Raw genomic sequence first — 26,173 nt, forward strand, 5'->3', positions numbered from 1 at the left:
TGGGACACTCGACGTCCCGATTCCTTCACGCTCGACCGCGCCACCGCTGCCACTTCACCTTCGCCCTGGTCACGTGTGGGTAGGCAAATACCGGTCCGCTCCAACCGTCCTTACCACTCACGAGACCCAGCCCCGTGCGGTCCTGGCGCCCGAGTCGCCTGAAGTACATGAAGGACCCCTTCACATCGTCTAGCGCAGTGAAGGACCCCTTCATGTACTGGGAAAGGTGTGATGGTCGCGTTCCCTCGGCTCAGCCGAGGGAAGGGGGCCTTCACGCAGTCGGCTTCGGGTGTCGTGAAAGCCACTCACGACCGCGGTTTCAAAAGGATCTACTCCGGGTAGCCGGTAGCACGAGCCATGACTTGCGTGAGGTGAGTTCATGACAGGGACCGGAAAAGGCAAGCGGCCGGACCGCATCGGGATCACCGACGTGGAGCGCCTGGAAACCGCGGTCGACGTCCTGCGTGCGCTGGACTACCGGCAGGGCGGCGCCTTTTGCCGGGACGCCGTGCACGTGGTGAAAACGGTCAGCCTCCTGCTGCATTGGGGCGCCGTCCCGGCCGCGCTCCGTTCGCGGCTGCTGACCGTGCTCGCCGATCTGCACAATCTGCTGGGCTGGACGGAATTCGACATCGGCCACCGGATACCTGCGCGGATCCGCTTCGGCCGCGCGCTCGACCTCGCCGCCGAGGCGCGGAACGACAATCTCGTGGCGAACATCTGCTACCGCCTCGGCAGGCTGGCCCTCCACCATGACGACGTCGACGGCGGGCTCGGTCACCTCCGGCGGGGGCAGGCCGCCGCCCGCCGGTCCGGATCCCGGCGGGCGCAGGCGATCCTCACCGTCAACGAGGCCTGGGCGCTGGCCAAAGCGGGTGACGAGCGTGCCGCTCTCACGAGTTTGGGGCGCGCGGAGAGCCAGTTCGAGGGAGCGGACGACTGGGCCACCGCACGCCCCTGGGAAGCCTTCTTCGGCACGACGGACATGGCCGCGATGCGCGGTACCGTCCTGACCGAACTGGCCCACGTCGTCACCCCGCGGCACAGCGACGAGGCGATCGACAGGCTTCGCGACGCCACCGCGGGCTACGGCGCGGACATGTCCCGCAGCCTGGCGCTCACCTTGATCATGCTCGCGCAGAACCACGCGCTCCAGGGCGATTTCGACGAGGCGGTCCGCACCGGGACCGAGGCGGTGGACCTCGCGCGCGGTCTCGGTTCCGCCCGGACCAAGGATCGCCTCGCCCCGCTGGCGGAACTGCTGCGGAACCACGCGACCGATTCCGGCTCCCGCGACCTGCTCGACCGGATCGACCGTTATCGCGCGGAACCGGCCCCGTAGCCGGCGAACCGCCGTCCGAGCAGGATCGCGGTCGCCGCGAAACCGAGGCAAAGACCGGCCCACACGCCCCAGCCGCCCCAAGCGAACCCGTAGGCGCACAGGAACATCGCAGGCACGCCGACCAGCCAGTACCCCACAAGAGTGCAACGAAGCCCGGAAACGGTATCTCCGAGCCCGCGCAGCAGGCCGACGAGGATGTTCTGGGTCCCCTTGCTGTACTGCTGCGCGATGGCGAACACCAGCAGGGTCGACGCGGTGCCGAGCACCACCGCGTCCGCCTCGCCGTGCAGGAACGGCCACAGCAGGAACTCGGGCACCACCAGGTATCCCAGGCTCACCACCGCCATGAAGCTCCACGAAAGGGTGAGCGCCTGACGCGCGATCACCGGAGCCTGCCGCGTATCGCCGTGCGCGACCGCGCGGCTGACCAAAATGGACGATCCCTGCGAAAGCCCGATGTTGGCCTGGTAGACGATGTAGGCGAGCTGGTTCGCGACGTTCGACGCGGCGAGCATCGCCGGGCCGAAAGCCCCCATCAGCACCGTCGCGATCGAGGTGATCGCGGCTTCCGATCCGTAGGTGAAACAGATCGGGGTCCCGTGCCGCACGATCCGCCGGACCACCGCCGGATCCGCGCGCCAGAGCGCGAGCGACACCATGGGACGCAGGCGCGGGTCCTTGCGCACGGCCGAGGCGAACACGGCGAGCGTGAAGAACTGGACCAGCGTCGTCGCCAGCCCGATCCCGGTGACGCCCAGTTCGGGCAGCCCCGCCCAGCCGTAGATGAAGGCGGCGTTCAGGGCGGCGTTGACCGCGATCGACACGCACGTCACCGCGAGGAGCGAACCGGGACGGCGCAGCCCGACGGCGAACTGGCGCAACACGTTCAGCCACACCATCGGGAACAGCCCGCTCGCCAGCGCGAACATCATCGCCCTGGCGAGCGAGACGATCTCCGGCCTCTGTCCCAGCAGGGGCAAGGCGGCCGCCAGTCCACAAAGGACGGCCGCGCCGACCGCCGCGGTCAGGGTCGCGACGAGCAGCGCCGACCGCAGGAGTGACCGGATCTCGTCCCGCGCGCGCTCGTCGGGTTCGTCCGTGCCGGTGCGGAGTTCACCGGCACCGGCCGCCGTGGCCACCAGGTTCCCGACGCCGGTGACCATGCCGACGCACATGGTGCGGATCTGGTTGTAGAGCAGGATCGCCAGGCCGCCCGCCGCCACCGCGGTCACGCCGAGCAGTCCGAGCATGGCCAGGTCGACGCTGGTGAGCGCGACCTGTGCCAGCTGGATCCCCGCGATCGGCGCGGCCAGCGCGACGAGCGCCCGGTAGCCGCGCGCCGCCACCGCCGTGGTCACGCGCCCACCGCCATCGGCGCCGAACGAGCCCGCCGGTCGCGCGTGGCCACCCGCACGGACTCGGCGTAGGTGGTGAACCAGCGGTCCATCCGGCGATGGGCCAGTTCGTCGAGCACTCCCCTGGCGCGCAGCCACTCGTCGTCGTAGACCGAGTCGAGGTACTTCTCCCCCGCGTCGTTGCACAGCACCACGACGACGCTTCCGGCCGGATACGAGTAGAGCCGCCGCAGCGCGACGTGGATCGCGCCGCCGGTCGTCCCGCCGACCAGGACACCGGTGCGCCGGGCGATGACGCGGGCACCGGCGAAGGCGTCGCTGTCGGACACGCGGTGGGCTTCGCCGATCACGGACCGGTCCACGTTGTCCCCCACCGGGAATCCGGCCGGGCTGCCCGCCCCGGTCTGGTGGTAGATCCCCGGCGCGCCACCGAAGATGATCGAGCCGACGGGTTCGACAGCCACCGCGTGAGTACCCGCTCCCGCCGCGCGCAGGGCGCGGGCGGTCCCGCACAGGGAGCCGCCGGTGCCGATCGCCGCGACGAGCACGTCGACGTCGCCGAGCTGCTGCACCAGTTCCCGCGCCAGCCCGGCATAACCGTTGCCGTTGCCGGGATGGTTGTGCTGGTCGGGGTGATAGGCGCCGGTTTCGGCCGCGATCCGGGCCGCGACCTGCCTGCGCTGGACCGAGCTGACCCCGCCGTCCGGCGGGCAGTCGACGAACACCAGTTCCGCGCCGAGCGCGCGCAGCATCCGCAGCTTTTCGCGCGCGGCATGGTGATCGACGATGGCGGTGAACCGGTAGCCGCGCTCCAGCGCGACCAGCGCGAGCCCGTTCCCGGTGTTGCCGGACGTGGGCTCGACGATGTGCCCGCCCGGCAGCAGACGGCCGTCGATCTCCGCCTCGTCGATCATCTGCCTCGCCATGCGCACCTTGCACGAGCCTGTCGGGTTGAGGTGGTCGAGTTTGAGCAGGAGCCGCGTGCCGGTACCGGTGCGCGCGAGCTCCAGCAGCGGCGTGCCACCGATCAGGTCGGACGCGCGCTGGACGATCGTCATCGGATCTCCTGGATCGGGTAGTCGGTGTCGACGTGCCAGCGGTCGCCGTCGAGCACCACCTTCGGCGGCAGGGGGAGCTGGTGGAAACCGCTCTCGTTCTTGTCCATCTGGTAGCCGGCCGTGTTGGGGTACACGAGCAGGTCGCCGCTCTTCGGCCGCGCGGGCAGCTCCACCGCGCGCCAGGTCAGCACGTCGTACTCCATGCAGCTCGACCCGGCCACGATCGTGCGCACCGGCTCGCCGCCCGGCCCGTCCTGGCGCACCAGGAGCGGATCCGGCAGGAACTCGCTGCCCTTCCACTGTTCGGACAGGCTCATGGACAGCCCCGCGACCGTGGTGATCAAGTGGTCTTCGGCCGGTTTGACGCCCAGCACCGGGAACACCGAGAACCCGGCGCCGTCGACCAGCGCCCGGCCCGGTTCGAGCAGCAGCTCGATCCCGGACGCGCGCAGGTGATCCGCGAGCGGTTTCCCGGCGAGCTCGTGCCGGAGGATGGCGGTGACCATCGCCGCGCCCGTCGGCGTCTGGTGATACGGGTAGGTTCTTGCCGGATTGCGGCCACCGTGGAACCAGCCGTCGTTCCTGCCGGACTCGAACCGTTCCCAATCACCGGAGTCCACATAGGACACGGCGATCCCGCCGCCGATGCTGATCTTCGACGCGGGATGCCCGAGCGCGCGGGCGTCGCGGCAAAGATCGATCAGGGACGCGGCGAGTTCCGCCCGCGGCACGGGATCGTAGCCGTCCAGATGGAACGAGAAACCTCGCAGGACGACGGAGTCCGCACACTGGCGCACGGCCATCGTCAGCGCTTCGGGTGCGAACCCGAACCGGCTCTCCGGCGCGGACGGCGGCCGCACCCGCAGCAGCACCTCCGCCGTCTCGCCGAGCTCGGCGGCCAGGCGCGCGACGCGTTCCAGTTCGTCGGCCGCGTCCACCGCGATGAGACAGTGATGCCGCAACGCGAGCCAGAGGAGACCGTCCGGTTTGGCCGCGCCGGTCACCCCGATCGCTTCCCCGCGCAGGCCGTTTCCGAGCGCGTGCACCAGTTCGGGCACGCTCGCGACGTCGACCCCGGCGCCGGGCCGGGCGCATTCCCGCAGCCACGCCGCCGCCTTGTTCGCCTTCTTCCCGTAGTAGACGGTGCCCTGCACCCGCTCGGCGGCGAGCGCCGCGATCATCCCGTCGAGGTTTTCGGCGAAGGAAGCCGGATGGACCACGTGGAACGGGCCGCCGCCGATCGCGCGGGCGATCTCCCACAGGGTCTCGGAATCGCGTAATCGGTGTGCCCACGGGCGTTCGAGCGCGGGCAGGGGCGGGGACAGGGTGTCGATCAGGTCCACAGCGCCACCTCGCGGCCGCGGCCCGCGGCGATGGCGCGGGCGGCCAGCGCGTGCGCCACCGGGATGTCGGTGATGATCATGCCGCTGCTGAAGGCGAACACCCGGTCGTCGTCACCGCGGCGGCCCGGCGCCCGGCCCGCGAGGATGTCCGGCAGTTCGGCGTCGATGCGGAACACGCCGTCCGGGCCCGCCATCCGCCGCCCGGTCACCTCGACCTGCGCGCCGTTGGTGGCCACGGTGTAGTCGGCCTCGGCGAGCGTGCCCTCCTGGACTCCCTTGCTGGCGACGGAGATCAGCAGCCCGCCCGGCGGCAGCCAGCCGAGACGGATCTTGGGGTGCGCGGCCCGGCCCGAAGCGGCGACCACGATGTCGGACTCGCGCGCCGCGGCCTCCACGTCGTCGACGAGTTCGACCTCACGGTCCGGGAACCGGTCCTTCACCGCGGCGACGCTGTCACGCAGACCGTCGGGATGCGTGCCGAACAGCCGCAGCCGTTCGAGCCCCGGCAACGCGGTGAGCAGGTACGGCAGGGTCCGGATCCCCTGCGCGCCGGTGCCGACCATGAGCGCGGTGCGCGCCCCCGGCCGGGCACAGGTCCGCGCGATCAGCGCGGTGCTGGCGGGTGTGCGGGTGGCGCCGACGCGATGGCAGTCCATCAGCGCGAACGGGAGGCCGGTGCTGTCGTCGTAAAGGGTGATCGTCGTGTAGTACTTCTCGGCCGACGTGCTTCCCTGCCGGTAGCTCGTCTTGAACGCGGCCTGTTCGAGGGAACCGTCGTAGCCGAGCATCGAGTACGCGACGGCGTCCCGGGCGGCGTCCGGCATCGGCACCATCAGCTTCGCCGGGTTGCGCGACGCTCCGGACGCGTAGGCGAGGTAGCCGTCTTCGACCATCGTGATCGCCTCGTGCGGCGCGAGTTCGAGGTTGTGCAGATCCGTCCGGGTGAGGATGTGCAGCGAGGGGCCGGAGTTCATGAACGGTCGACCTTTCTGGTGGACAGGATGGTGGACGGTGCGACACGCGCGTCCCGGATCTCGAGAGCGCGATCGGAGCACGCACCGACCAAGGGCAGGTCATGACTGATGAAGAGCACGCCGAGACCGTCTTCGTCCGCGGCGCGGCGCACGGTCGTGACGACGGCGGCGGTCGTCGCCGGATCGAGGGCGGCGGTCATCTCGTCGCACAGGAGGTAGTGGGGTTCGCCGACGAAGGCACGGGCGATCGCGGCCCGCTGCAACTGCCCGTCCGACACCTGGCGCGGGTACCGGTCCAGCAGCTCGGTCGGGAGATCCGCCTTGGCGCACAAGCGTTCCCAGTCGACGCCTGGCTCCGTCGCGCAGATCTCGATCGACCGGCGCAGGGTCAGGCGGGGGTCCACGGACCGGCGCGGGGACTGGAAGAGCATCGCCACCCGGCCGTCGATGCGCACCTCGCCGTCCAGCGGCTTGTCGAGTCCGGCGAGGACGCGGGCCAGCGACGTCTTGCCGCAGCCCGACGGCCCGACGAGACCGACGATCTCCCCCGGGCCGACGTCCAGGTCGACGCCGGAGAGCAGCGGGGTGCGGCCGTGGCCGACCGCGACGGAGCGAGCCGAAAGCATGATCAACTCCCGTAGTGGCGGTCGACGGGCAACGGATTGAGCCCGTTCTCGGGAAGCGCGGCCAGCAGATCGCGGGTGTAGTCGTGCCGCGGCGCTGTGAGGACGTCGGCCGCGCGCCCGGTCTCGACGACGCGCGAAGCGAGCATCACCGTCAGGTCCGCGTCGTCCGGCAACACACCGAGGTCGTGGGTGGTCACCAGGACGACGCGGTCCCGGCCAAGCCCGGTGAGCAGCGTGACGATGTCCCGTGACCGCTCCCGGTCGAGCGCGGACGTCGGTTCGTCCGCGACCACCACCGGCGGATCGCCCGCCAGCGCGGACGCGATCGCCGCCCGCTGCACCATCCCGCCCGAAAGCTCGTGCGGGTACTTCCTCAGCGCGCCGGCTTCGAGGCCCACGAGTGCGAGCAGTTCCTCCGGCCCGCGTTCGCCGCGAAGGTGGCGAACCGTTTCCGCGAGCTGCCCGCCGAGCCGCCGAACGGGCGTGAAGCAGGTCATCGCGGACTGCGGCACCACACCGATGACGCTCCCCCGGCGCGGTTCCGGATGGCCGTCGACCGACACCTTCCCGGTCAGCTTCGCGGAACCGGGGAGGAGACCGGTCACGGCCGCGCACAGGGTGGACTTCCCCGAACCCGAGCCGCCGATCACGAAATGCGGCCTGCCGGGCAGGGCGACGAGATCGACGTCCGTGAGCGCGTGACCTGCGGGGTACCGCACGTTGACGCCTTCGAGCGACAGCGTCACGCCATCACCTCCGGACGACGGGTCAACGACCGGCCCAGCGCCGAAAGCGCCAGGGTGACCGCGACGATCGCGCCCGCCGGGAACACCAGCCGCCACCAGTGCCCGAGCAGCAGCGCTTCCCCGGACTCGGCGAGCAGCGTGCCCAGCGAGGCTTGGTGCGGCGGCAATCCGACGCCGAGGAACGACAGCGTCGACTCGTGCCACACGGCGTGGGCGACCAGGAGTACCGCGGCCACCCCCGCCTGACCCGCCGCGACGGGCAGGAAGTGGATCCGCACGATCCGCGCCCCCGGCAGTCCCCTGAGGCGCGCCACCTGGACGTACTCGGCGTCACGCAAGGAGAGCAGTTCGGCGCGCACGACACGGGCGGTCGCCGTCCAGTGCGTGAGCACGAGCGAAACGACGATGGCGACCAGCGAACCCCGGAACAACGTGACGATGAGCAGCGACAGCGAGAGACTGGGGATGGCCGTCATCGCGTCGGCGACCCGCATCCCGATGCGGTCCCACCAGCCACCGAACGCCCCGGCCGTGACACCGACGAAGAGCCCGACGATCGTGGACAGGACGGCGGTGGCCAGCGAGATCCCCAGCGACACCCGCATCCCCATCGCGACCAGGGTGAACAGATCGCGTCCCGAGGCGTCGGTACCGAACCAGTTCCCGGCTCCGGGACCCCGGTCTCCGGCCGCGAAGTCCGTGACGGCTTCGTCGATCGGGTGCGCGAGCGGGGTGACGATCGCGTAGGCGGCCAAGACCGCCACGGCCGCGCCCGCGATCCAGGCGGCGCGTTTGTCAGCCATCGGCCTCGATCCTCGGGTCGACGGCGATCGCGGCGGCGTCCGCGGCGAGGTTGCCCGCCACGACCAGCCCCACAGTGAGCACGGTGACGATCGCCAGCAGCGGGAAGTCCAGCGCCCGCGCGGAATCCACCGTCGCGTCGCCGAGACCCGGCCACGCGAACACGGTTTCCACCACGGTCGCGCCGACGAGCAGCTCCGGCAGCCTGCCGCCGATGAGGGCGAAGAAGGGCGCCGAGGCCATCGGCAGCACGTGTCCACTGTGGACGACACGCGGCGGGAGACCCCGGGCGTAGGCGCCCCGGACGGCGTCGCTGCCCATGGCTCCGGTGATGGCTTCGCGCAGGCCCAGCGCCAGCCACGGCACCTGCGAAACCCCGAGTACCAACGCGGGCAGGACGAGATGGCGCGCGGCCGAAGCCGCCGTGATCGGCTCCCCCGGATCCGTGAGCCCCGACGTCGGGAACAGGCGGAGCGTGACGGCGAACAACAGGACGGCGCCCAAGGCGACGATGAACGGCGGTACGGCCTGCAGGACCACGGCGATCGCGCTGATCACCTTGTCGGCGATCCCGCCTGCCCGCAGGCCCGCGGTGATCCCGAGCGCGCACGCCAGCACCACGGCGACCACCGAGCCGGCGAAGCCCAGCAACGCCGTCCACCCCAGCCGTTTGGCGAGTACCTGCGCGACAGGTTCGTGATACGCCCGCGAGTACCCGAAATCGCCGGTCACCGCGCCGGAGATCCAGTGCCACCAAGCCGAGATCCAGCTCTGGTCGAGCCCGAGGGTGTGGCGGAGCACCTCGCGTTCGGCCTCCGTGTAACCGTCACCCGATCCGCCGAGGTAGGCCTCGAGCGGGTCGAACGGGCTGGCCGCGGCCAGCGCGAAGGCCGCCAGCGAGACGACGAGGACCAACGGGACGCCGAACAGCAGGCGGCGTACGGCGAGACGACCGATCCGGGCGCGGCGCGACCGCGTCACTTCCGCGTCCAGCGCGCCAGGGAGTACCACGGTCCCCAGGCCACGCCGTGGCTGTGCGGTTCCAGCGCGGTGGCCCCGGGCTGCCAGCCGTTGTCACGCAGCACGTACACGTGGTTCTCCGCGACGAGCGCGAGCATGCCCGGCGCGGCGTGGTAGGCGGCCTGGAAGTCCCGGTACAGCTTGGCGCGTTTGGCCGGATCACGTTCGACGCGCGCCGCCTCCAGCGCTTTGTCGACTTCCGGGTTCACGTAGTCCGAGGCGTTGTCCCACTTCGATCCCACGCCCTTGGCCGCGTACCGGGAGTGGAACTTCGGGTACAGCTGAGTGTCCACTGTGTACGGTTGACCGCCGCCGCCGAGCAGGAACGCGGTGCTCGCCAGGTACTGCGGGGTCATGGTCGACTTCTCCACCGCGACCGGCTTCATCTCGATGCCGATCTTCTTGGCGTCGGAGACGGTGGCCATCGTGAGATCGCGGCGAAGCGTCTCCGTCGGGTAGTAGGCCACGTCGAACTGCGCCCGGCGGCCGTCACGTTCGCGGACGCCGTCGGCGCCGACACGCCACCCCGCGTCGTCGAGTACCTTCCGCGCGCGGTCCGCGTCGAAAGTGAAGTCCTGCGCGGGATCGTAGGCGTCACCGAACAGCGGGGTGACCAGAGTCGAGACGGGGGTTCCCTCACCCTGCAGGATGTCGCGGACCATCGCGCCGCGGTCGACCCCGAGGTTCAGCGCGAGCCGGACGGCCGCGTCACCGGCCACCGGGTTGCCGCTGGGAAGCGTGACGCCGAGCCAATCGTTGGCCTTGCTGACCACCGTGCGGTAGCCGTCCTTCGCCACGGCGCGGGCGAGCGCCGGGGACAGCCGGGTGCCGTCCGCACTGCCCGCGAGTTGCGCCGCGCGGGCCTTCTCGTCGTCGGTTCGCCGCACCACGAAGGTTTTCACCTGCGGTTTGGTGCCCCAGTACTCGTCGCGCGCGGTGAGGACGACCTGATCCGGCCGCAGCTCCGTCAGCGCGTACGGCCCCGTTCCGACCGGGTGGTCGCCGAGCGGCAGCTTGTCCGCGGGCCCGGGCGCCGCCAGCGACTCCGACGGCGCGATCGCGAGGAACAACCGGTGCGGCACGTCACCGTAGGCGCCGTTCAGCAGGAAATCGACGGAGTCCGGCCCCGAGACCTGTGCGGTGCGAAGGAAATCGAAGTTCGCCGCGATCGGCGACGCGAACTTCGGATCGACGACGGCGTTGTACGTCGCGACGACGTCCTCGGGCCCGAACGGCGTCCCGTCCGAGAAAGTGACGCCCTTCCGGGTCTTCACCCGCCAATGGCCGAGATCGCCGTCGACGGGCTCGGGAGCTCCCTCCGCGAGCACCGGGACCGCGTCCGGGATGCGGTCGTTCTGACCTTCCGCGACGCGGTACAGGCTCTCGTAGATCTTCGATTCGCCGTTACCGCCGTGTCCGGTCAGGGGATTGAACCTGCCGAGTTCCTCGGCGTCGATCACGACGAACCGGTCGGGCGCGCCCCCGGACGCTCCCGGCGCACCGCAGCCGACGAGTGCGGCGGCGGAGAAGGTGACGAGTGATGTGACGAGCAGGCGCGAAGGCCGACGATGGAAAAGCACGGCCGCAGCTTAATGAAAATGATAGTCTTTATCATTAACTGTGAGCCTTGTCACGCTCACCCCGCATTAAGCTGACGTCCTCGCTGAACGACTGGAGCCGTCATGAGTGGATCTTGGAATGCCGCGGAAAGCCGCGCGCGGGCGGAAGAAGTCCGGGATCTCCACGCGATCGGCCATCTCGCGCGCTCAGACGACGGAGACGGCTTGGCGCCGGCCGGCCCGCTGGCGGGCCTTCCGTTGGCGATCAAGGACAACATCCACGTCGCGGGCATGCCGAACACCGCGGGGACTCCGGCGCTCGCGGACCACGTCCCGCGCGAGCACGCGACCGTGGTCCGGCGGCTCGTCGACGCGGGCGCCGTCGTCATCGGCAAGGCGACCATGCACGAACTCGCGTTCGGCATCACCTGCGACACGACTCCGCTGGGACCGGTCCGCAACGCCTGTGACCCGTTCCGGTTCGCCGGGGGCAGCAGCGGCGGGACCGCGGTCGCCGTCGCGGCGGGCGTCGTCCCGGCCGGTCTGGGCACCGACACCGGAGGCTCGGTGCGCGTTCCCGCCGCGCTCAACGGGGTTTGCGGTTTCCGGCCCACCACGGGCCGCTACCCGTCCGACGGCATGACACCGCTGAGCAGCACCCGCGACACGGCCGGGCCGATCGCCCGCACGGTCGACGATCTCGCTCTCCTCGACGCGGTGCTCGCGGCGGAGGAACCGAAGACCCTGACCGAAATCCCGCCGTCGGCGCTTCGGCTGGGCGTGCCACACGGCTTCCTGACCGGCGACTTGGACGACGAAGTCGAGGAACTGTGGGCGTCCGCGGTGACACGGCTGAGCGCGGCCGGGTTCACCCTGGTGCCGATCGACGACACCACGCTCGCCGAACTCAGCGCCGATCAGGGAATGCCGCTGGTGATCCACGAAGCAGGCGTCGGGCTTCGGTCCTACCTGAGCGAGTACGTGCCCGGAGTCTCGTTCGAGCAGCTCGTCAAAGCGGTCGCCGCGGCCGACGTCCAGGCGATCTTCGCCGAGTCGGTCCTACCAGGTGTCGATCCGGCCGTCTACGAAGCGGCCCTCGTCGCCCGCGCGGCCTTGCGGCGCACCTACGCGACGATCTTCGGCGAGAATGGCGTCGACGCACTGGTATTTCCCACCACACCGGCGATCGCCCAGGAATTCTCGTCCGTCGCGAACTTCGTGCACCGCGGGCGCGTGGTCCCCACCTTCCCGACCTTCATCCGCAACTGCCAGCCCGGCAGCATCGCGGGCGTCCCCGGCCTGACCGTCCCGATGGGCCGCGGCCCCAGCGGCCTCCCCGCCGGGCTGGCGCTCGACGGCGCCATCGGCGAAGACCGGAAACTGCTGGCAGTCGGCGCTTCCGTCGAACGAATTCTCAACCGACCTGGACGCTGGCCTGAAGCGCGCGGATGAGCGCGGTCGCGGCGGGCGGGTCCGGCGGATCGCCGTAGGTGACGGCGTAGATCTGGCGAGGATCTTCCGCCAGTTCGGTGGTGTGGATGCCGGGCAGCCGATGAGCGCGAAGCGCCAGGCGGGGCAGCGTGGTGACGCCCATGCGCGCGGCGACCAGTGACTGCATGACGACGATGTCGTCGCTGACCAGGGAAATGCGCGGCGTGAACCCGGCCCGGCCGCAGATCGTGACGAGCTCGTCCTGACATCGGGTGCAGCCGCCGATCCAGATCGAGTCACGGTGATCGGCGATGGTCTGCCCCGGTTCGCTGGTGATCAAATAGATCGGGTCCTCGAGAAGATGGACCAGCCGGAGACCCTGATCCTCCCGCGGGGTGTCGGCGTACCGGAAGATCAAGGCGACGTCGATCTGCCCTTCCCGAAGCATGCGAAGCGCCTCGACCGGATGCTCGTCGACCAGTCCCAGCTCGATCCCGGGATGAGCGCGGGCCAGCGAAGCGGCCGCCTCGGGAACGATGGTGCTCAAGACCGACTGGAACCCCGCCATGCGGACCCGCCCGGCCCTCAGTCCCACCTGCGCGGCCAGTTCCGCCTCGGCGCCTTCGACCCGGCCGACGATCTCGGCCGCGCGGGCGGCCAGCAGGTTTCCTTCGGGGGTGAGCCGAATTCCGCGGCCGATCCGCTGGATCAGCTTCGCGCCGGTCTCGGCTTCCAACCGCGCGAGATGGTGGCTCACCGCCGGCTGGGTGTAATGCAGTTCCTTCGCCGCGGCGGTCATCGAACCATGCCGCGCGACAGCGTCCAGCACCATCAGTTGGACCAGATTCAGCATACATGAAGAGTACCTATATATAGGAAAGAACGTCGTCATTGGACGCCGGGCGGAGAGCGGACCACGATGATAAGCGACCAGAAGGAGAGTGAGAATGACCGCCGCGTCCACTACCCCGTCCACCTATGTCAGACCCGGTCTCGCGGAGCTCATAAAACGCCTTCGCGAGTGCACCGGGCGAACATCCGAACCCCACGCCACCGCACGAGCCGTGGCGGCCGTCCTGACCGAGCTCCGCCCGACGCCACACCTCCTTACCCCGGCGGAACGGGAAGGGGCCGCCGACGGCTACACCCGCAACACCCTGCACGCCGAGTCCACCTTCTCGATCACCGCACTGGTCTGGCGGCCCGGCCAGCTGACCGAGATCCACGACCACCTGGTGTGGTGTACATTCCTTGTCCTCCAAGGAACCGAGACGGAGACCGTCTTCGACATCGACGGCGACAGGCTGGTCCGGACAGCCCAGCGGCAACGCCCGGCGGGCTCGGTCAGCGGCGTCGCGCCGCCCGACGACATCCACCAGGTGCACAACACCGGCGACACCGTCGCGATCACCTTGCACGTCTACGGCGCCGACCTCAGCAAGGGAACCAGCGTCCGCCGCAAATACGAGCAACGCACCACTCCGAAGTACATGGAGTAAGCGGCAGAGCCATTTCGGCTAACCGGCATTTCCGACGCCGGGAAAAATTCGTCTCGACCACTTTTTCACCGCCTCACGCGCGGGTCCCGGAATCCGAAGGCAGGCGTAATGTCGCCACCGCCGCGCCGAGCAGGACGAGGATCACGACGATCGCCATGAGGACCTGCCCGTGCAGGCCGAAGACGAAGAGCGTGTCGTCGGCGAACTCCGGATCGTAGGTCGCGGTCCCCGGGAACAGGAGCGCGCCGATCATCCCGAGCCAGGGAACGGCGAGAACGCCGGTCGCGCACAACAGCCGGCCGCGAAGGTCCCCGGCCCGCCGTAGGGCGAGTGTGAGTCCGAGCAGGCCCAGCAGCACCGTCACGACCATGTACTGGGCGTCGTGGAATTTGGCGTGGGGCGGCCAGCCCGGGTTGAAGGCGTGCTGCGCCGCCAAGTGGGGAACCACCAGATCGGCGAGGACGGCGCTGACCGTCGTGATCACGCCGACGACGACGATCGGTGTTCGTGGCAGAGGCATCAAAGGGTCCAGGTGTAGGCGGGGGTGATCGATCGCTCGAAGAAGGACTTGGGCAACCGGGGAAGCATCGCGTCGCGCAAGGCGATCAGCGGCGGGGAAGTCCAATGCGCGGGGGCCCCGACCTGACGGGAGCGCCGGGCGATCAGCTGGGTTCGAGGCCTGCGGGAACGGTCGTATTCTTCAAGTCCCGCAGGCACTCCCAGCTCGTCGACGACGGCGGCGAGCGTGACGGCGTCCTCGAGTGCCTGGCACGCACCCTGCCCCAGGTTCGGAGTCATGGCGTGCGCGGCGTCGCCGAGCAGGGCGACCGTGCCGCCGGACACGTAGGTGGACAGCTCCGGCAACTGGTGGACGTCGTGCTGCGACACCGTTTCCTCCCGCGCCGCCGACAGCAACGCGGGAATCGGGTCGTGCCAGCGCGCGAACCGTTCGCGCAGCCGGTCCAGACCGGTACGCGAACGAGCGGGAGCGTTGGCCATCACGTAGCAATAGACGCGGCCGTCAGGCAACGGCAGATGCCCGAACCGTTCGCCGCGGCCCCAGGTTTCGACGCTTTCGCCGACAGGGTGCGGCGGGACGATGAAGCGCCAAGTGGTGTACCCGACGTAGCGCGGCCCGGGAATCTCGGGCCAGAGAGACCGCCGGGTCACACTGTGCACGCCGTCCGCGCCCACGACGAGGTCCGCGACGGTCTCGCCGCCGCTGTGCACGACAGTGCCGTCGGGCCGCACCTCACGCACGTCGGTGCCGGGCCGAAGCGCCCGCGCGGGCAGCGTCTCGACGAGCAGGTCGATCAGATCGGCGCGATGCACGGTCACCCACTGCCCGAACCGCCGCCGCAGATCGTCGACGTCGTTGCGGACCAGCCACCGCCCGTTCGCGAGACGCACCCCCGCGACAGGGTCCGCCAGTCCACCGTCGCGAAGACGGTCGCCCAGGCCGATCGCGTCCAGCGCGCGCAAGGCGTTGGGCTGGATCGACACCCCCGCACCGATCTCGGTGAACTCGGGCGCGCGCTCGAGCACCTCGACCTCCCAGCCGCGCTGGTGGAACGCGACGGCGGCGGCGAGCCCGCCGATCCCGCCTCCCACGATGGTCACCTTCATCGAGTTCTCCTTAATGACTCTAGGCTAGCTTAGAGTCATTAAGGAAACATAGGTGCTCTAGGATGTCAACGGCTCGACGAGACGAGGTGACCATGGCCGACGGCCCGGGCGGCAGGCGGGAAAAACGGCGTCAGGACTCGCTGCGGGAGATCCACGCGGCCGTGCGCACGCTGCTGGTCGAGCAGGGATCGGCGGCGGTGACCATCAACGCGGTCGCGCGGAAGGTGGGCATGAGCGGCCCCGCGCTGTACCACTACTACACGGGTCATGACGAACTGATCGGCGCCGTGACCGCCGGTTTCTTCCGCGAACTGACCACCGTTCTGGAACGGGCCCGCGACACCCACGCCGCCGCCCCGGCAGGCCATCGCATCCTCGAGGTATGCCGTGCCCTGCGAACCTGGGCGATCACCCATCCCGCCGAGTTCGGCTGGATCTTCGCCAGCCCGATCGCCCCACCCAACCGGCAACAGGACTCGCCCCGGCACGAGGCGGGCCAACGGTTCGAGAACGTCCTCCTCGAACTGACCGCCGAACTCTGGCGGACCGACCCTTTCCCGGTACCCGACCTGGCCGACCTGCCCCCGGCGCTGCGCAAGCAGCTGGTCGCCTACTCCGCCACCATCGACGGACGCCTCCCGCCCGAGGCCTCGCACGTCTTCCTGACCTGCTGGACGCGGCTGTACGGCCTGCTGTGCATGGAAGTCCTGCACCAGCTCGACTTCGCCTACACCGACCTGGAACCCGTCTTCGAAGACTGCCTGCGCGGCCTCGCCGACGCCCTCGGGGTGGACAGGGACTGACCCGCCTGGGGCGAAGCGGCTCGGGACCAGTCCCGCCACCGGAGTGCTAACAACGACACATGCCGCGGTCGAAGAAACGGACACCCAAGAAGACACGACACCGTCCGTCCCCGCGAGATTCGCGACGGACCGCGCGAACGCCGATAGCCGAGGGCGGGCTGATGCCGGCGGACGAAGTCGCGCAAAGGACGACCCCGCCGCGATTCCCGGCCGAACCTCGGCCGTCCCCCGGCCCTCCGGACACGGTGAACTTCGCGAAAGTGCTCCCCGATCCGCGAGATCTCCGCGACGCCGCCGCGGTCGAAGAGCTGTACAAAGGGTTGCTGCGCGCGGTGGATCTGCTCAGGAACGGGCACGATCCCCAGCTGATGCGGGTTTTCGAGGAAGGGCGCCGCGTGGTGCTCGGGCTGCTCAAGCCTTGGTGGCGAAGGATGTTCCAGCCGTCACGCGTCCAGCATCTGCAGGCGCTGTATCCGGCGCTCGACGCGCTGAACAAGGAATTGGAGCGCCGTCATTCCCCTGAGCGCGCTCTGCTCGAACGGCAGGCCAAGGCGGCTCCGATCACCAGCCCCTGCTTGACCAGTGACGCTTGCGAGAAGTGCGGCACCCGGACCGGACGGCTGCTTCCCATCGTCGAGGACTGCGCGAGCGGCCCTCCGCTCGGGTTGCGCCTGGCCTGCGCCACGCTGTGCCGGAAGTGCAGTGGAACCCCGTTCAGGGACTTGTTCGGACCGGCGGAGATCGCCAGGCGGGTCAGGGCGCATTCGGGCCATTGACCGCGACCCGCGTCAGCGCCGGCAAACGGCTCCCCGGATCGACCTGGGCGGGCTCGTGTAGATGACCCGGCTGTCGGTCGCCTGCGGTCCGCGCCCCTGGTGCCACCGGATCTCGCTCCGCTCGAACCGCCATCGTCACGGTGACGATCATCGTCGAGGCAGGCGGCGTCCTGAGTTTCACTCCGACCTCGCTCTTCACCTCGGCGCCAAAAAGAGTGCGCCACCCTTGAAATCAAAGTTCGTCTTGCCTAAACTTTGGCTTAGGTGTTCCAACACCCTGCGAGAGGCAGGTTGTATGGCGACGGCGGACCGGGGACCTCGATGAACTGGAGCCAGCTCCTCGTGCCCGTGACCAGCGGCGTGGCCGTCGCTCTCATCGTGGCGACCGTCAGGTTCTTGTGGCGGCGCACCCGCCTGCCGACCGGGCTCTCCCAGCGGATGACCCGGCGGAACTACTTGGCGGAGATGCTCGTCATCTCCAAGAACGACAACGTCGAGCGACTCGACGCACTGGTCCCGAATCTGCTGCCGGCGGCAGGCTCTCCGATGCTCGCCGAGATCCAGGAATCGTGGTCGCAGATCAACGGCCGCCGGGGAGTACGGGTGATCACCCGTACCGAGCCGTCTTCCCTGACCGCCGGAGCCGAGCTGCTCGGGGCGGGGATCGAGGTTCGCGTGTCCCGCGCACTGACCGCGGACCACCTGTCGTACCACGTGTTCTCCGGCCTGGAGCACCACACGGTGCTCAACCGGCGCAACGGCGGGAAGGACCGGCCCGAACGGCTGGACGAGATCTCTGCCGCCAAGGTGTTCCGCAGCCACTTCGACGAGATGTGGAGTGAGTCCGAACCCATCGAATCGTTCCTGGCAGGAGAACTCCTGACCGAGAGCAAACCGGGCGACGGATTGTCCCGCCTCGCGGACCGGATCCGGGAGCAGCGCGCGGCGTACCAGCTGTCGGCCAAGGCGGAGGACGCGGTCCTGCGACACCTGGCGTTCCGCCACCGCGCACCGGTCATCTTCGTCACCGGCCTGCCGGGCGCCGGAAAATCACTGGTCCGCCGGGCACTCGCCGAAGAACTTCGGCGATGGCGGATGCAGGTCGACGAGCTGAACGACTACGTCTACGCGTTCGAAGAATTCCTCCACGCCTTGATGCTTCTCGGCGACGGTCGCGGTGCGGGCTTCAGCGCCCAGCAGGGCGGCGCGTTCCAGGTGGAGCGCGAGGATGATCTCCGGCCCGCCCTTCACACGCTCGGCCACCGCGTCTGGGAAAACCGCCGGAGCAGCCCGATCACGCTCGTCGAGTTCGCCAGGGCCGACACGATCGGAGCGCTCAAGGTGTTCGGCGACGAGGTCCTGGCGGCGTCGCAGATCGTCCACGTCCGCGCCTCCGACACCCAGCGCGCCGCCCGGCTGGCCAGGCGTGGCGAGCCGCCGAAGATCTCGGTGGCGGGTCAGCTGATCAGTCTCGAGGTGTCCGACGACCACCGGCTGCCCAGCAACGCCGCGGACACCCTTTACAGCAGGGACGACTTCGCACTGCTGAAGGCCCAGAAGAGCGTCGCCGGTCGACTGTTCCTCGTCGAGAACGACTCCGAGGGGAAGGCGCACATCGACGAGCAGGTCACGGCGCTCGTCGAAGCCGTCGTGCGCCCCTACCGCAGACTCGCGACTTAGCCAGGAACGCGCTCGTGCTCGTCGCCTCTCAGACACCCCATTCTGGAGCCGACCTGGCCACTGTGGACGACAGCGCGGCGCAAGCACGCGCAGAGGATCGTTCGCGAAGGCGCTGAGGCAGCTCACCGTGCCGCTATCGCGGAAGCAGGAGAAAGGATTGCCGAAGCCATGCCAGCTCCCGAAATAGCGAAAAGCGCCGATCAGATGATCGGCGCTTTTATGCGCTATTCGCGAGTACCCCCGACGAGGTACAGACAGCAACCACGCACCCTCCCAGTCCTCTGAGCTGCGGCTTTCCGCCACACTGAGGATCATTCGGCTCCGCCGAGACCGCGGTGGGGCCGCGTCATGAACAGCGTCCGCCTTTCCCTCTGGATTCAATGCGGCTGCACCGCCTTGGTCGCCCTCGGCGCGGCCTACGCCTCCTACATCCACGGACGTCAGTTCGCCCTCCGCATCGGCGCGGACACGATGACCGCCTCGATCTGGCCGCTCATCGTCGACGGCCTCCTCACCACCGCAACCGTCGAACTCTGAAAACCGAACCGCGACGGCTCCAGCCGATGACCGGCCTGGGCCGCGTTCCTCCTCGGCATCTCACTGTCACTCTGCGCGAACATCGCCTCGGCTCCAGTAATGAGCGCCTTCGACGTCACCGTCGCCGCCTGCAGCGGGTGCACTGACTACGGCTTCGAGTCGTCCTCGCGCAGCGGGGTTGGTCCGAGCACGGGCGATGACCGGACGGCCGGCGAAAACCGGCCGACTGCGCACCGCATAGCTTTCCCGGGTGACCGGCCGCCACCTTGGGTCCGAATCCGCGCGCGGCGTGGGCACCCGCAGGCGAGCCGCCCACGGGCCTTCAGGTCAGCGCGTGAGCGGGACGGCGATCCGGCCGGGGAACCGCGGGTTCTCCGCTTCGTCGAGCATCGCGGCGGCAACGGTGTCCCGGCTCACCATGATGCGGAAGATGCTCTTGGGGGAGGCATCGAGCCCGACGGTGCGCCGGTCCGGGCTGATCGGTTTGTTCGACAGGGGTCCGGCGTGGAAAACCGTCCCACCGGCTTCGGTGACCACGGCGTCCGACTCGACCTTGTCGGCGACCTCCGCTCCGAGTCCCTTGAGGACCAGCCGGTTGAGCGCGCTTGCCACCGCGGCCGAGGGCCCCGTGCCGTAAGCACCCAGCCAAATGACGCGGGCGCCCGAGGCCACCGCCGACCGGGCGCCCGCGGTCAGCACACCCGGCTTCGTCCCCTTGGGCACACCCAGTCCGGACAGCACCAGCTCACTGCCTTCGAGCGCCGAGTCGATCTCGCTGGTGCGGAACACGTCCGCGACGATCTTGGTCAGCCCCGGGGCGTCCGGAACGGTGATCCGGTCCGGATTGCGGGCGATGGCCCTGACGATGTGGCCACGTTCGAGTGCCTGCCGGGTAAGGGAAAGTCCGGTCGGGCCGGACGCGGCGAGAACGGTGAGATGCATGAAAATCCACTCCTGAGGGTCAATGCGTCTGCCGAGCCGGATTTCAGCCGAGGATGTTCAGCTGTGCCGTTGCATCCGGGGTGTCGACCGGATCGAGGTAGAAGCGGACCGCTCCGGCGCGGCCGTCCTCGACCCGGATGATGACCGTGCCGCGGATGGTCTCGACGACCCCGTCGACCCGCGTGCCGATCATCTCCCACTCGGTCCACACCCGGTCACCGTCCACCACGGAATCGATGACCCGGGCGTCCAGGCCGTTCGAATACCGGGCGAAGATCGTCGTGTAGTTCGCGCGAACCTGGTCGGCACCGCGGAAAGAACGATCAGGGTGCACCGGCATCACGCAGTCGAAGTCGTCGGTGTAATTGGCCACCAGTTTTTCGACGTCACGATCGGACATCGCCGCGGCCATGCGAAACGGAATGGCGCGTATGTCGTCGGTCGACGCGCTCACTTCTCGCCCGCCTTGTCCGCGCGCCCCCTCGGCGATCGCGTAAAGCTCGGGGTTGCCCGCGAAAGGGGCTTTCCGCACGACGCGGATGCGCCTCAGCCGCCATTCATTGTCGGCCCGCTGCAGGTCGACGTACCAGAAAGCACGCACGACGAGCCAGTCGACCTCGTCGGCGGGAACGTGGTGGTAGGCCACCACGAAACTCCGGTAGGTGGCGTGGTCGCCCTCAACCTCGACGATGACGTTGGAGGTCGAATGGTGAGTACTCTGGAATCCTTCCAGCACCGCCCGGCTGGCGGCCACGAAATCATCGGCACTCAATTCTCGCGACGGCGCGCCCAAGTGCTCGGAGACGTCCATCGTGACGGTGTCGGCGAGGATCGCACGCAGACCGGCCCAGTCCTTGAGATCCTGTGACCAAGCGAAACGGGCCACGGTCTCGGCGACAGCGACCCGGTCGGCGAGGTGGTTGACATCGGTCATGAGTATTCCTTCATCGAGAACACGATCGGTGAAAAATCGAGAGGGGAGCGCGTGTCGACACAGATTCGCGTGCGCTGCCTCCGCCTTTCTGGTGGTCATTCTTCCGGGTCTCGGCCGCCGTAGCAGGGGCCAGAATGTCCCCTCCTGGCGGATGCCGCTGATATTCTTCGGTCATGTCCGACGCGAGCACTTTGGGAATGGCGTTGCGGGAGCAACGTGAACGCACCCGACCCGAACAGGTGGGTGTCGTCGGTCACGGCCGCAGGCGCACGGGCGGCCTGCGACGCGAAGAGCTCGCCGAATTGGCAGGCGTGTCGACGGATCACCTGAAACGCATGGAGCAGGGTCGTCGGCATCCCTCGCCCGGTGTGTTGAACGCCTTGGCCCGAGCACTCCGGGTGAGCAGGACGGAGTACGAGCACCTGTGCACGCTGGCCGGCTACGCGCCGGTGGAAGGGCGGGTGCCACGGCGACTCAGTGATGGCGCGCGCCGGCTCGTGGACCGGATAGAGAGCACGCCGGTGTGCGTGCTCGACGCCACGTGGACGGTCGTCGGCTGGAACCGGGCTTGGGAAGCGCTGGCCTGCGGGGTGCCCTCGCTCCACCCGCGCGAGGGCAACATCCCCTGGCGGGTGTTCGTCGGCCAGGGCGGCCAGGTGCTTCGGTCGCCGGATGACGACACGCGCTTCCAGCGCCTGCTGGTGGCCGAACTGCATGCGGCCTCGACCCGCTACCCCGAGGACGAGGACCTGGCGTCTTTGACCGCCGACCTCCAGCGCGCCAGCGCCGTGTTCGCCGAGCTCTGGGCGACCACGCCTACCGCCGGGCAGCACGACAGCCGGATGCAGCTGAAGCATGAGGATCTGGGGCAGATCGCACTGGACTGCGACACCGTCCACATTCCCGACGGCGACCTGAGGGCGGTGATGTTCACGGCGGCCCCGGGCTCGGCCGACGCCACTTCACTGACCGAATTTCTGCTGGACGCCCGCAGCGCGCGCCCCGGCCAGCAGCAAGCCGATGGCCATCGGCTCGGCACGTGAGCGATTTCGGAGTCGAGCCGATCCGCGAGGCTATCGAGGCGGGCGATGAGGGACGAGGACCACTCGGTCCGACAGTCCGGTTCTCACCGCAGCGGCCGGAAGAAGTCGGTGAGGTCGTGCGCGAGCAGCTCGGGTTGTTCGTGTGCGGGGAAGTGACCGCCGCGGGGCATCTCCGTGTATCTCGTGATGTTGTAGGTGCGCTCGGCCCAGCTGCGCGGCGGCCGGGTGAGGTCGGCCGGGAACAGCGCGAGGGCGGTGGGGACCTCGATCCGCTCGACTCTGCGCGTCATGTTCTCGCTGTACTCGTAGTAGGGCCGGAACGAGGTCGAGATGGTGTTGGTGAACCAGTAGAGCGACGCCTGTGTCAGCAGGAAGTCGTCGCTGAACCGCGAGGACAGGTCACCTTCGCAGTCGCTCCACGCGCGGTACTTCTCGATCATCCATGCGAGCAGCCCGGCCGGTGAGTCAGCCAGCCCGTAGCTCAAGGTGACGGGTCGGGTGCTCTGCTGGTGCTGATACGCGCCTTCCTTCGCCGACCAGGTCGTCACCGAGTCGAGGTAGGCGCGCTCCTGCGCGGTGATGCTCTCGTCGTCGTAGGCGACCGGACTGGCGACGGCCGCCAAGTGGATACCCACCAGAGCGTCGGGATGGGCTTCGGCCAGCCGGGAGGTGATGCCCGCGCCCAGGTCTGTGCCGTGTGCCCCGTACCGGGCGAGTCCCAGTTCCTCGTGCATGAGCAAGTGCCACAGTTCGTGGGTCTGCAAGGGATCCGTGAGCGACGGTCGTTGCGGGGAGAAGGCGAATCCTGGCAGCGACGGGATGATGACGGTGAACGAGTCCGCCGCGCTGCCACCGTGCTTGGACGGGGTGGCCAGTCGCCGGGCGAGGTCGGTCAACTCCAGGAACGAGCTGGGCCACCCGTTGGTCAGCACGATCGGCAGGGCCTCCGGATCCTCCCCGTCGAAACGCAGGTAGTGCACCGGTGTCCCGGCGATGTCCGCGACGTGGTGGGGCAGCGCGTTGATGGCGGCTTCGTGAGCACGCCAGTCATAGCCGGCCGCCCAGTAGGCGACCAGTCGCCGCAACTCACCGGGATCGGTTCCCGCCGACCAGCCGGTCACCGGCCACGGAGCCGGCCATCGCGTGGCGGCCAGCCGAGCTCGCAGCTCACCGAGTTCGGCTTCGGTGACCTCGAGTACGGGCCTGGTGGGCACCATGGTTTTCTCCTTGCACTCGCGGAAAACGGAGAAACTCGACGTCGCGAGTTTACGTAGGGGAGGCCGGCGTCAGGTGTCCGTGCCGACGCGTTCGAAGGCCAGAGTGGGCAGGTCGACCGCGTGCGCGCCGCCGTCCGCGACCAGTACCGCGCCGGTGATGTACGACGATTCCGGCGAGCCGAGGAACCGAACGATGGAGGCGATCTCGTCCGGTTCTGCCGGGCGTCGGAGCGGGACCTCGGCGGTCGCCCGACGGTAGCCCTCGTCCCGCCCTCCGGCGAACCCTGCCGACTCGGCGAACCGTTCCATTGCGCCGTCGGCCATCGGGGTGCGGACCCAACCGGGGCAAACCGCGTTCGCGCGGACACCGTGGGGCCCGTAGTCCCGGGCGATCGACCGGGTGAGGCCGATCAGCGCGTGTTTCGCGACGGTGTACCCCGCGACGTTGGGACCCGCGAACAGACCGGCCAACGAGGACACGATCACCACCTGTCCCCCGGCTTCCACCAGCGTGGGTAGCGCGGCCCGGCAGAACACGAACGCGCTCGAGAGGTTCGAGCGCAACGCCGACTCCCACTCCTCGTCGTCGGTGTCGGTCACCGACGACAGCCCGTTCCCGCCGGCGTTCGCGACCACGACGTCCAGCCGCCCGAACCGGCCGACGATCTCCGCGACCGCGTTCTCCGCATCCGAGGTCACGCTGGCATCACACGCGATGACGTGCGCGCCGGTTTCCTCCGCCACCTTCTCCAGCGGTTCGCGCCGCCGTCCGAGGACCACCACGTTCGCGCCCTCGGCCGCGTAGCGGCGGGCCACCGCCGCACCGATGCCCGTACCGCCGCCGGTGACCGCGACGACCCTGTTCTCTGTACTCACCCGGAGTCCTTTCCCTTGTCCCGAACCGACTGCGTCCATGCCGGAGCCACGTCGCGGAGTTGCGGTCATGCGGCCAGGTCCAGCCACTCCCCGACGGCCAGCACGTGCGCGCGCTGTCCGGCGTGCGCGCGGAACTCCTTCTCCGGGTCGGCGACCTCGACGTAGCCCGCGATCTTGTCCGGCTGTCCGGGCTCGTAGTGCATGGGTACCGCGTACCGGGCGTCGAGGATCTCCGCGGCCGCGGCGGCCTGCCGAGGGTCCAGCGCGGCGGGCAGCGGACTCGGCGGCCGCAGGTGCGGCGCGTCGACCACCGCGCCGTTGGCGGGCAGGAACACCGCGTCGAACGGGCTGAACCGGCGCGCGATGAGCCACCAGTAGCCGTGGAACATCGTGTCGCCGCCGTGGAAGATCCGCTGCCCGCCGGCCTGCACCACCCAGTTCAGCTGCGGGTCGCCCAGTCCGTCGACGGCGGGGATCGCGGTGACGAGGAACGGCCCGATTTCGCGAGTGGACCAGGGATCCACGACTTCGGCGGCCAGTCGGTGCAAGGCCAGCTCGCGCTCGGCCTGCAGGGTCGTCACGTTGTCCACGTCGTCGCCGTGGCCCGGCGCCAGTCGGAGCACCGGCGCTCCCGGCGCCAGCACGCCCGCGAGTGCGGCCGCGTCGGTGTGGTCCCGGTGCAGGTGCGTGACCAGTGCGGCGCCGGCCGTCCCGCTCGGTGCCGGCAGCCTGTCGCCGGACCGCCATCCGGTGAACAGTGGCGAGAGGTCCCGTACGTAGTCGATCACCAGCCGCTCACCGTCCGCCTCGATCTCCAGTCCGGCCCAGCCCAGTCGTCGTGTTCGCATCCCGTACTCCTTCTCGGCGGCGGTCGCCGAAAGTTAGCGTACGGGCGTTCGCTAAATCAATAGCGAACGCCCGTACGCTAACTTCGTCACATGTAGCTGGAAGCAGGCCGAGCAGGAACGACGTGAAGCTCAGGTCACTCAAGCAGCCATGATCGCGGTGACCTACGCACCGGCTAGCGGCCTTCGTGGACAGGTACACATTCGCCATCTGGCTCGTCCTCCACCCCCGAGGGCGATCGTCTGCGCAGGCGGCTCAACGCCGCGATCAGCGAGCTACTCCGATGAGCCGCGTACGAATCCGGCCCGGCAAGCCCCAAGGACGAACTTTCGCCGTATCGCCCCTGGGCATGCCCGCAGCCTTGCTCCGCGACGAAGGCCGGGTGGCCTTCCTCGGCCGGACTTCCACCGAGGACCTGCAGGATCCTCGCCAGTCGATGCTGCGCCAGCTGGCCGACTGCAAGTCGGCGATACCTGACTCGTGGGTGATCGTGGCCCACTTCTACGACATCGAATCCGACAGGCTCGACCTGGACAACCGATCCCGCGGTCGGGCGGTGTCACCGACCTCCTCAAGGAAGTCCCGGGGCATACCCGGACGTTCGAGGGCCTGTCCATCGAGCGTGAACTCGGCCGCGCGGACGTGCCGCTCTTCACGTCGAACGAACCGATCACCTTGTCAGGCAGCAATGCGTTCTCCAACGCCGCATCAACCAGCCCATCGCCGAGCCAGGAAATCACAACGCGGCAAGGTCAACGAACCGCTCGTGCCCAAGTGGATGTTCGACGAACTCACCACCCGCAAACCGAACGCACAGAAGGGGCGGCCGGCCTACTACTTGTGCCGGCCCCGGAAGAACAACCGCGGCGGCACCGATCCACACGCCGACCTGGCCACTGTGGACGACAGCGCCTCCAACGCCCAAGGCGGTGCCCCGACGGCCCGTTCGCGAAAGCCCTGAGAACACTGTTCAAGCCAAAGTGGCTCAGCTCGACGCGCAAGACATCGAGGCTCCAGCACCACCCACTGCGCGGTAAGCTGTGTCACCTCGAAGAGTGTCTGAAGCAGAACCTCGGCGACGTCTTGACGATCGGGGTTGAACCGCCATCAGAAGCAGGAAAAAAGGTCAACGACGCCAT

At 69.2% G+C, this 26,173-nt stretch carries 26 protein-coding genes; 9 read left to right on the forward strand and 17 right to left on the reverse strand.

What is annotated here, in order from left to right:
- Positions 1–379: 379 nt before the first annotated feature.
- Positions 380–1,342, forward strand: a complete 963-nt coding sequence (locus tag ACZ5IK_RS11250; RefSeq protein ID WP_465487589.1) for a hypothetical protein — start codon at positions 380–382, stop codon at positions 1,340–1,342.
- Here ACZ5IK_RS11250 and ACZ5IK_RS11255 read toward each other — a convergent pair.
- Genes ACZ5IK_RS11255 through ACZ5IK_RS11295 form a run of 9 tightly spaced genes read right to left on the reverse strand, consistent with a single transcriptional unit; the run spans position 1,318 to position 10,845 of the window.
- Positions 1,318–2,700 (reverse strand): MATE family efflux transporter, encoded by a 1,383-nt coding sequence (locus tag ACZ5IK_RS11255; protein WP_465487590.1) that lies wholly within the window; start codon positions 2,698–2,700, stop codon positions 1,318–1,320. The two genes, ACZ5IK_RS11250 and ACZ5IK_RS11255, sit on opposite strands and share 25 nt — an antisense overlap.
- Complete coding sequence (locus ACZ5IK_RS11260; RefSeq protein ID WP_465487591.1) at positions 2,697–3,755, reverse strand: PLP-dependent cysteine synthase family protein; 1,059 nt, start codon at positions 3,753–3,755, stop codon at positions 2,697–2,699. The genes ACZ5IK_RS11255 and ACZ5IK_RS11260 overlap by 4 nt, the downstream gene beginning before the upstream one ends.
- Complete coding sequence (locus ACZ5IK_RS11265) at positions 3,752–5,098, reverse strand: type III PLP-dependent enzyme domain-containing protein (RefSeq protein ID WP_465487592.1); 1,347 nt, start codon at positions 5,096–5,098, stop codon at positions 3,752–3,754. The genes ACZ5IK_RS11260 and ACZ5IK_RS11265 overlap by 4 nt, the downstream gene beginning before the upstream one ends.
- Entirely contained in the window at positions 5,089–6,072 is a 984-nt protein-coding gene (locus ACZ5IK_RS11270; RefSeq protein ID WP_465487593.1) for an ornithine cyclodeaminase, read from the reverse strand. The genes ACZ5IK_RS11265 and ACZ5IK_RS11270 overlap by 10 nt, the downstream gene beginning before the upstream one ends.
- Positions 6,069–6,698: an ABC transporter ATP-binding protein gene (locus ACZ5IK_RS11275; RefSeq protein WP_465487594.1), complete on the reverse strand. Its 630-nt coding sequence runs from the start codon at positions 6,696–6,698 to the stop codon at positions 6,069–6,071. The genes ACZ5IK_RS11270 and ACZ5IK_RS11275 overlap by 4 nt, the downstream gene beginning before the upstream one ends.
- 2 nt (positions 6,699–6,700) lie before the next feature.
- Positions 6,701–7,444 carry an ATP-binding cassette domain-containing protein gene (locus tag ACZ5IK_RS11280; protein WP_465487595.1) on the reverse strand — a complete coding sequence of 248 codons (744 nt, stop codon included), beginning with the start codon at positions 7,442–7,444 and terminating at the stop codon, positions 6,701–6,703.
- Complete coding sequence (locus ACZ5IK_RS11285; RefSeq protein ID WP_465487596.1) at positions 7,441–8,247, reverse strand: ABC transporter permease; 807 nt, start codon at positions 8,245–8,247, stop codon at positions 7,441–7,443. Before ACZ5IK_RS11285 ends, ACZ5IK_RS11280 begins: the two co-directional genes overlap by 4 nt.
- Positions 8,240–9,256, reverse strand: coding sequence for an ABC transporter permease (locus ACZ5IK_RS11290; protein WP_465487597.1), 1,017 nt, complete (start codon positions 9,254–9,256; stop codon positions 8,240–8,242). Before ACZ5IK_RS11290 ends, ACZ5IK_RS11285 begins: the two co-directional genes overlap by 8 nt.
- Positions 9,223–10,845 (reverse strand): ABC transporter substrate-binding protein, encoded by a 1,623-nt coding sequence (locus ACZ5IK_RS11295; RefSeq protein WP_465487598.1) that lies wholly within the window; start codon positions 10,843–10,845, stop codon positions 9,223–9,225. The genes ACZ5IK_RS11290 and ACZ5IK_RS11295 overlap by 34 nt, the downstream gene beginning before the upstream one ends.
- Positions 10,846–10,947: 102 nt before the next feature.
- Between ACZ5IK_RS11295 and ACZ5IK_RS11300 the strand changes: the two genes are divergently transcribed.
- Complete coding sequence (locus ACZ5IK_RS11300) at positions 10,948–12,276, forward strand: amidase family protein (RefSeq protein WP_465487599.1); 1,329 nt, start codon at positions 10,948–10,950, stop codon at positions 12,274–12,276.
- On the opposite strand, the gene ACZ5IK_RS11305 is transcribed toward ACZ5IK_RS11300, so the two are convergent.
- Positions 12,239–13,108, reverse strand: coding sequence for a LysR family transcriptional regulator (locus ACZ5IK_RS11305; RefSeq protein ID WP_465487600.1), 870 nt, complete (start codon positions 13,106–13,108; stop codon positions 12,239–12,241). The two genes, ACZ5IK_RS11300 and ACZ5IK_RS11305, sit on opposite strands and share 38 nt — an antisense overlap.
- A gap of 211 nt (positions 13,109–13,319) precedes the next feature.
- Here ACZ5IK_RS11305 and ACZ5IK_RS11310 point away from each other — a divergent pair, with 211 nt between their 5' ends.
- Positions 13,320–13,754, forward strand: a complete 435-nt coding sequence (locus tag ACZ5IK_RS11310; protein WP_465487601.1) for a cysteine dioxygenase family protein — start codon at positions 13,320–13,322, stop codon at positions 13,752–13,754.
- Positions 13,755–13,827: 73 nt separating this feature from the next.
- Here the strand turns inward: ACZ5IK_RS11310 and ACZ5IK_RS11315 are convergent, their stop codons facing one another.
- Positions 13,828–14,274, reverse strand: coding sequence for a DUF6640 family protein (locus ACZ5IK_RS11315; RefSeq protein ID WP_465487602.1), 447 nt, complete (start codon positions 14,272–14,274; stop codon positions 13,828–13,830).
- Entirely contained in the window at positions 14,274–15,380 is a 1,107-nt protein-coding gene (locus ACZ5IK_RS11320; RefSeq protein WP_465487603.1) for an FAD-dependent monooxygenase, read from the reverse strand. Before ACZ5IK_RS11320 ends, ACZ5IK_RS11315 begins: the two co-directional genes overlap by 1 nt.
- Before the next feature lie 62 nt (positions 15,381–15,442).
- On the opposite strand from ACZ5IK_RS11320, the gene ACZ5IK_RS11325 reads away from it, so the two are divergent.
- The 4 genes from ACZ5IK_RS11325 (at position 15,443) to ACZ5IK_RS11340 (ending at position 19,176) form a co-directional block, all read left to right on the forward strand.
- The gene (locus ACZ5IK_RS11325; protein ID WP_465487604.1) at positions 15,443–16,183 is read left to right on the forward strand and encodes a TetR/AcrR family transcriptional regulator; all 741 of its coding nucleotides are present in this window, start codon (positions 15,443–15,445) and stop codon (positions 16,181–16,183) included.
- Positions 16,184–16,344: 161 nt separating this feature from the next.
- Positions 16,345–16,959, forward strand: coding sequence for a hypothetical protein (locus tag ACZ5IK_RS11330; protein WP_465487605.1), 615 nt, complete (start codon positions 16,345–16,347; stop codon positions 16,957–16,959).
- Between the two features lie 321 nt (positions 16,960–17,280).
- A complete protein-coding gene (locus tag ACZ5IK_RS11335; RefSeq protein ID WP_465487606.1) occupies positions 17,281–18,639 on the forward strand; it encodes a DEAD/DEAH box helicase family protein in 1,359 nt (452 codons plus the stop codon).
- 348 nt (positions 18,640–18,987) lie between these two features.
- Entirely contained in the window at positions 18,988–19,176 is a 189-nt protein-coding gene (locus tag ACZ5IK_RS11340) for a DUF2637 domain-containing protein (protein WP_465487607.1), read from the forward strand.
- Between the two features lie 327 nt (positions 19,177–19,503).
- On the opposite strand, the gene ACZ5IK_RS11345 is transcribed toward ACZ5IK_RS11340, so the two are convergent.
- Complete coding sequence (locus ACZ5IK_RS11345; protein WP_410664131.1) at positions 19,504–20,118, reverse strand: NAD(P)-dependent oxidoreductase; 615 nt, start codon at positions 20,116–20,118, stop codon at positions 19,504–19,506.
- Between the two features lie 43 nt (positions 20,119–20,161).
- Positions 20,162–21,151: a nuclear transport factor 2 family protein gene (locus ACZ5IK_RS11350; RefSeq protein ID WP_465487608.1), complete on the reverse strand. Its 990-nt coding sequence runs from the start codon at positions 21,149–21,151 to the stop codon at positions 20,162–20,164.
- A gap of 74 nt (positions 21,152–21,225) precedes the next feature.
- Between ACZ5IK_RS11350 and ACZ5IK_RS11355 the strand changes: the two genes are divergently transcribed.
- On the forward strand, positions 21,226–22,095 hold the full coding sequence (locus ACZ5IK_RS11355) for an MmyB family transcriptional regulator (protein ID WP_465487609.1): 870 nt from the start codon (positions 21,226–21,228) through the stop codon (positions 22,093–22,095).
- 83 nt (positions 22,096–22,178) lie between these two features.
- Here ACZ5IK_RS11355 and ACZ5IK_RS11360 read toward each other — a convergent pair whose 3' ends face one another.
- From ACZ5IK_RS11360 to ACZ5IK_RS11370, 3 genes are all read right to left on the reverse strand, one after another.
- Positions 22,179–23,312, reverse strand: a complete 1,134-nt coding sequence (locus ACZ5IK_RS11360) for an epoxide hydrolase family protein (RefSeq protein ID WP_465487610.1) — start codon at positions 23,310–23,312, stop codon at positions 22,179–22,181.
- A gap of 69 nt (positions 23,313–23,381) precedes the next feature.
- Positions 23,382–24,227, reverse strand: coding sequence for an SDR family NAD(P)-dependent oxidoreductase (locus tag ACZ5IK_RS11365; protein ID WP_465487611.1), 846 nt, complete (start codon positions 24,225–24,227; stop codon positions 23,382–23,384).
- A 26-nt stretch (positions 24,228–24,253) separates the two neighbouring features.
- Positions 24,254–25,036 (reverse strand): MBL fold metallo-hydrolase, encoded by a 783-nt coding sequence (locus tag ACZ5IK_RS11370; RefSeq protein ID WP_465487612.1) that lies wholly within the window; start codon positions 25,034–25,036, stop codon positions 24,254–24,256.
- A 347-nt stretch (positions 25,037–25,383) separates the two neighbouring features.
- Between ACZ5IK_RS11370 and ACZ5IK_RS11375 the strand changes: the two genes are divergently transcribed.
- Complete coding sequence (locus tag ACZ5IK_RS11375) at positions 25,384–25,995, forward strand: hypothetical protein (protein WP_465487613.1); 612 nt, start codon at positions 25,384–25,386, stop codon at positions 25,993–25,995.
- Positions 25,996–26,173: the final 178 nt, after the last annotated feature.

The organism is Amycolatopsis sp. NPDC031561, assembly GCF_055580625.1.

Coding starts and splice junctions, on each gene's coding strand:
- ACZ5IK_RS11270 (WP_465487593.1), bottom strand. CDS start 6,072: ATGAACTCCGGCCCCTCGCTGCACATCCTCACCCGGACGGATCTGCAC.
- ACZ5IK_RS11370 (WP_465487612.1), bottom strand. CDS start 25,036: ATGCGAACACGACGACTGGGCTGGGCCGGACTGGAGATCGAGGCGGAC.
- ACZ5IK_RS11375 (WP_465487613.1), top strand. CDS start 25,384: ATGCCCGCAGCCTTGCTCCGCGACGAAGGCCGGGTGGCCTTCCTCGGC.
- ACZ5IK_RS11350 (WP_465487608.1), bottom strand. CDS start 21,151: ATGACCACCAGAAAGGCGGAGGCAGCGCACGCGAATCTGTGTCGACAC.
- ACZ5IK_RS11325 (WP_465487604.1), top strand. CDS start 15,443: ATGTCAACGGCTCGACGAGACGAGGTGACCATGGCCGACGGCCCGGGC.
- ACZ5IK_RS11340 (WP_465487607.1), top strand. CDS start 18,988: ATGAACAGCGTCCGCCTTTCCCTCTGGATTCAATGCGGCTGCACCGCC.
- ACZ5IK_RS11335 (WP_465487606.1), top strand. CDS start 17,281: ATGAACTGGAGCCAGCTCCTCGTGCCCGTGACCAGCGGCGTGGCCGTC.
- ACZ5IK_RS11260 (WP_465487591.1), bottom strand. CDS start 3,755: ATGACGATCGTCCAGCGCGCGTCCGACCTGATCGGTGGCACGCCGCTG.
- ACZ5IK_RS11345 (WP_410664131.1), bottom strand. CDS start 20,118: ATGCATCTCACCGTTCTCGCCGCGTCCGGCCCGACCGGACTTTCCCTT.
- ACZ5IK_RS11275 (WP_465487594.1), bottom strand. CDS start 6,698: ATGCTTTCGGCTCGCTCCGTCGCGGTCGGCCACGGCCGCACCCCGCTG.
- ACZ5IK_RS11305 (WP_465487600.1), bottom strand. CDS start 13,108: ATGCTGAATCTGGTCCAACTGATGGTGCTGGACGCTGTCGCGCGGCAT.
- ACZ5IK_RS11300 (WP_465487599.1), top strand. CDS start 10,948: ATGAGTGGATCTTGGAATGCCGCGGAAAGCCGCGCGCGGGCGGAAGAA.
- ACZ5IK_RS11330 (WP_465487605.1), top strand. CDS start 16,345: ATGCCGGCGGACGAAGTCGCGCAAAGGACGACCCCGCCGCGATTCCCG.
- ACZ5IK_RS11360 (WP_465487610.1), bottom strand. CDS start 23,312: ATGGTGCCCACCAGGCCCGTACTCGAGGTCACCGAAGCCGAACTCGGT.
- ACZ5IK_RS11355 (WP_465487609.1), top strand. CDS start 21,226: ATGTCCGACGCGAGCACTTTGGGAATGGCGTTGCGGGAGCAACGTGAA.
- ACZ5IK_RS11315 (WP_465487602.1), bottom strand. CDS start 14,274: ATGCCTCTGCCACGAACACCGATCGTCGTCGTCGGCGTGATCACGACG.
- ACZ5IK_RS11250 (WP_465487589.1), top strand. CDS start 380: ATGACAGGGACCGGAAAAGGCAAGCGGCCGGACCGCATCGGGATCACC.
- ACZ5IK_RS11365 (WP_465487611.1), bottom strand. CDS start 24,227: ATGGACGCAGTCGGTTCGGGACAAGGGAAAGGACTCCGGGTGAGTACA.
- ACZ5IK_RS11285 (WP_465487596.1), bottom strand. CDS start 8,247: ATGGCTGACAAACGCGCCGCCTGGATCGCGGGCGCGGCCGTGGCGGTC.
- ACZ5IK_RS11320 (WP_465487603.1), bottom strand. CDS start 15,380: ATGAAGGTGACCATCGTGGGAGGCGGGATCGGCGGGCTCGCCGCCGCC.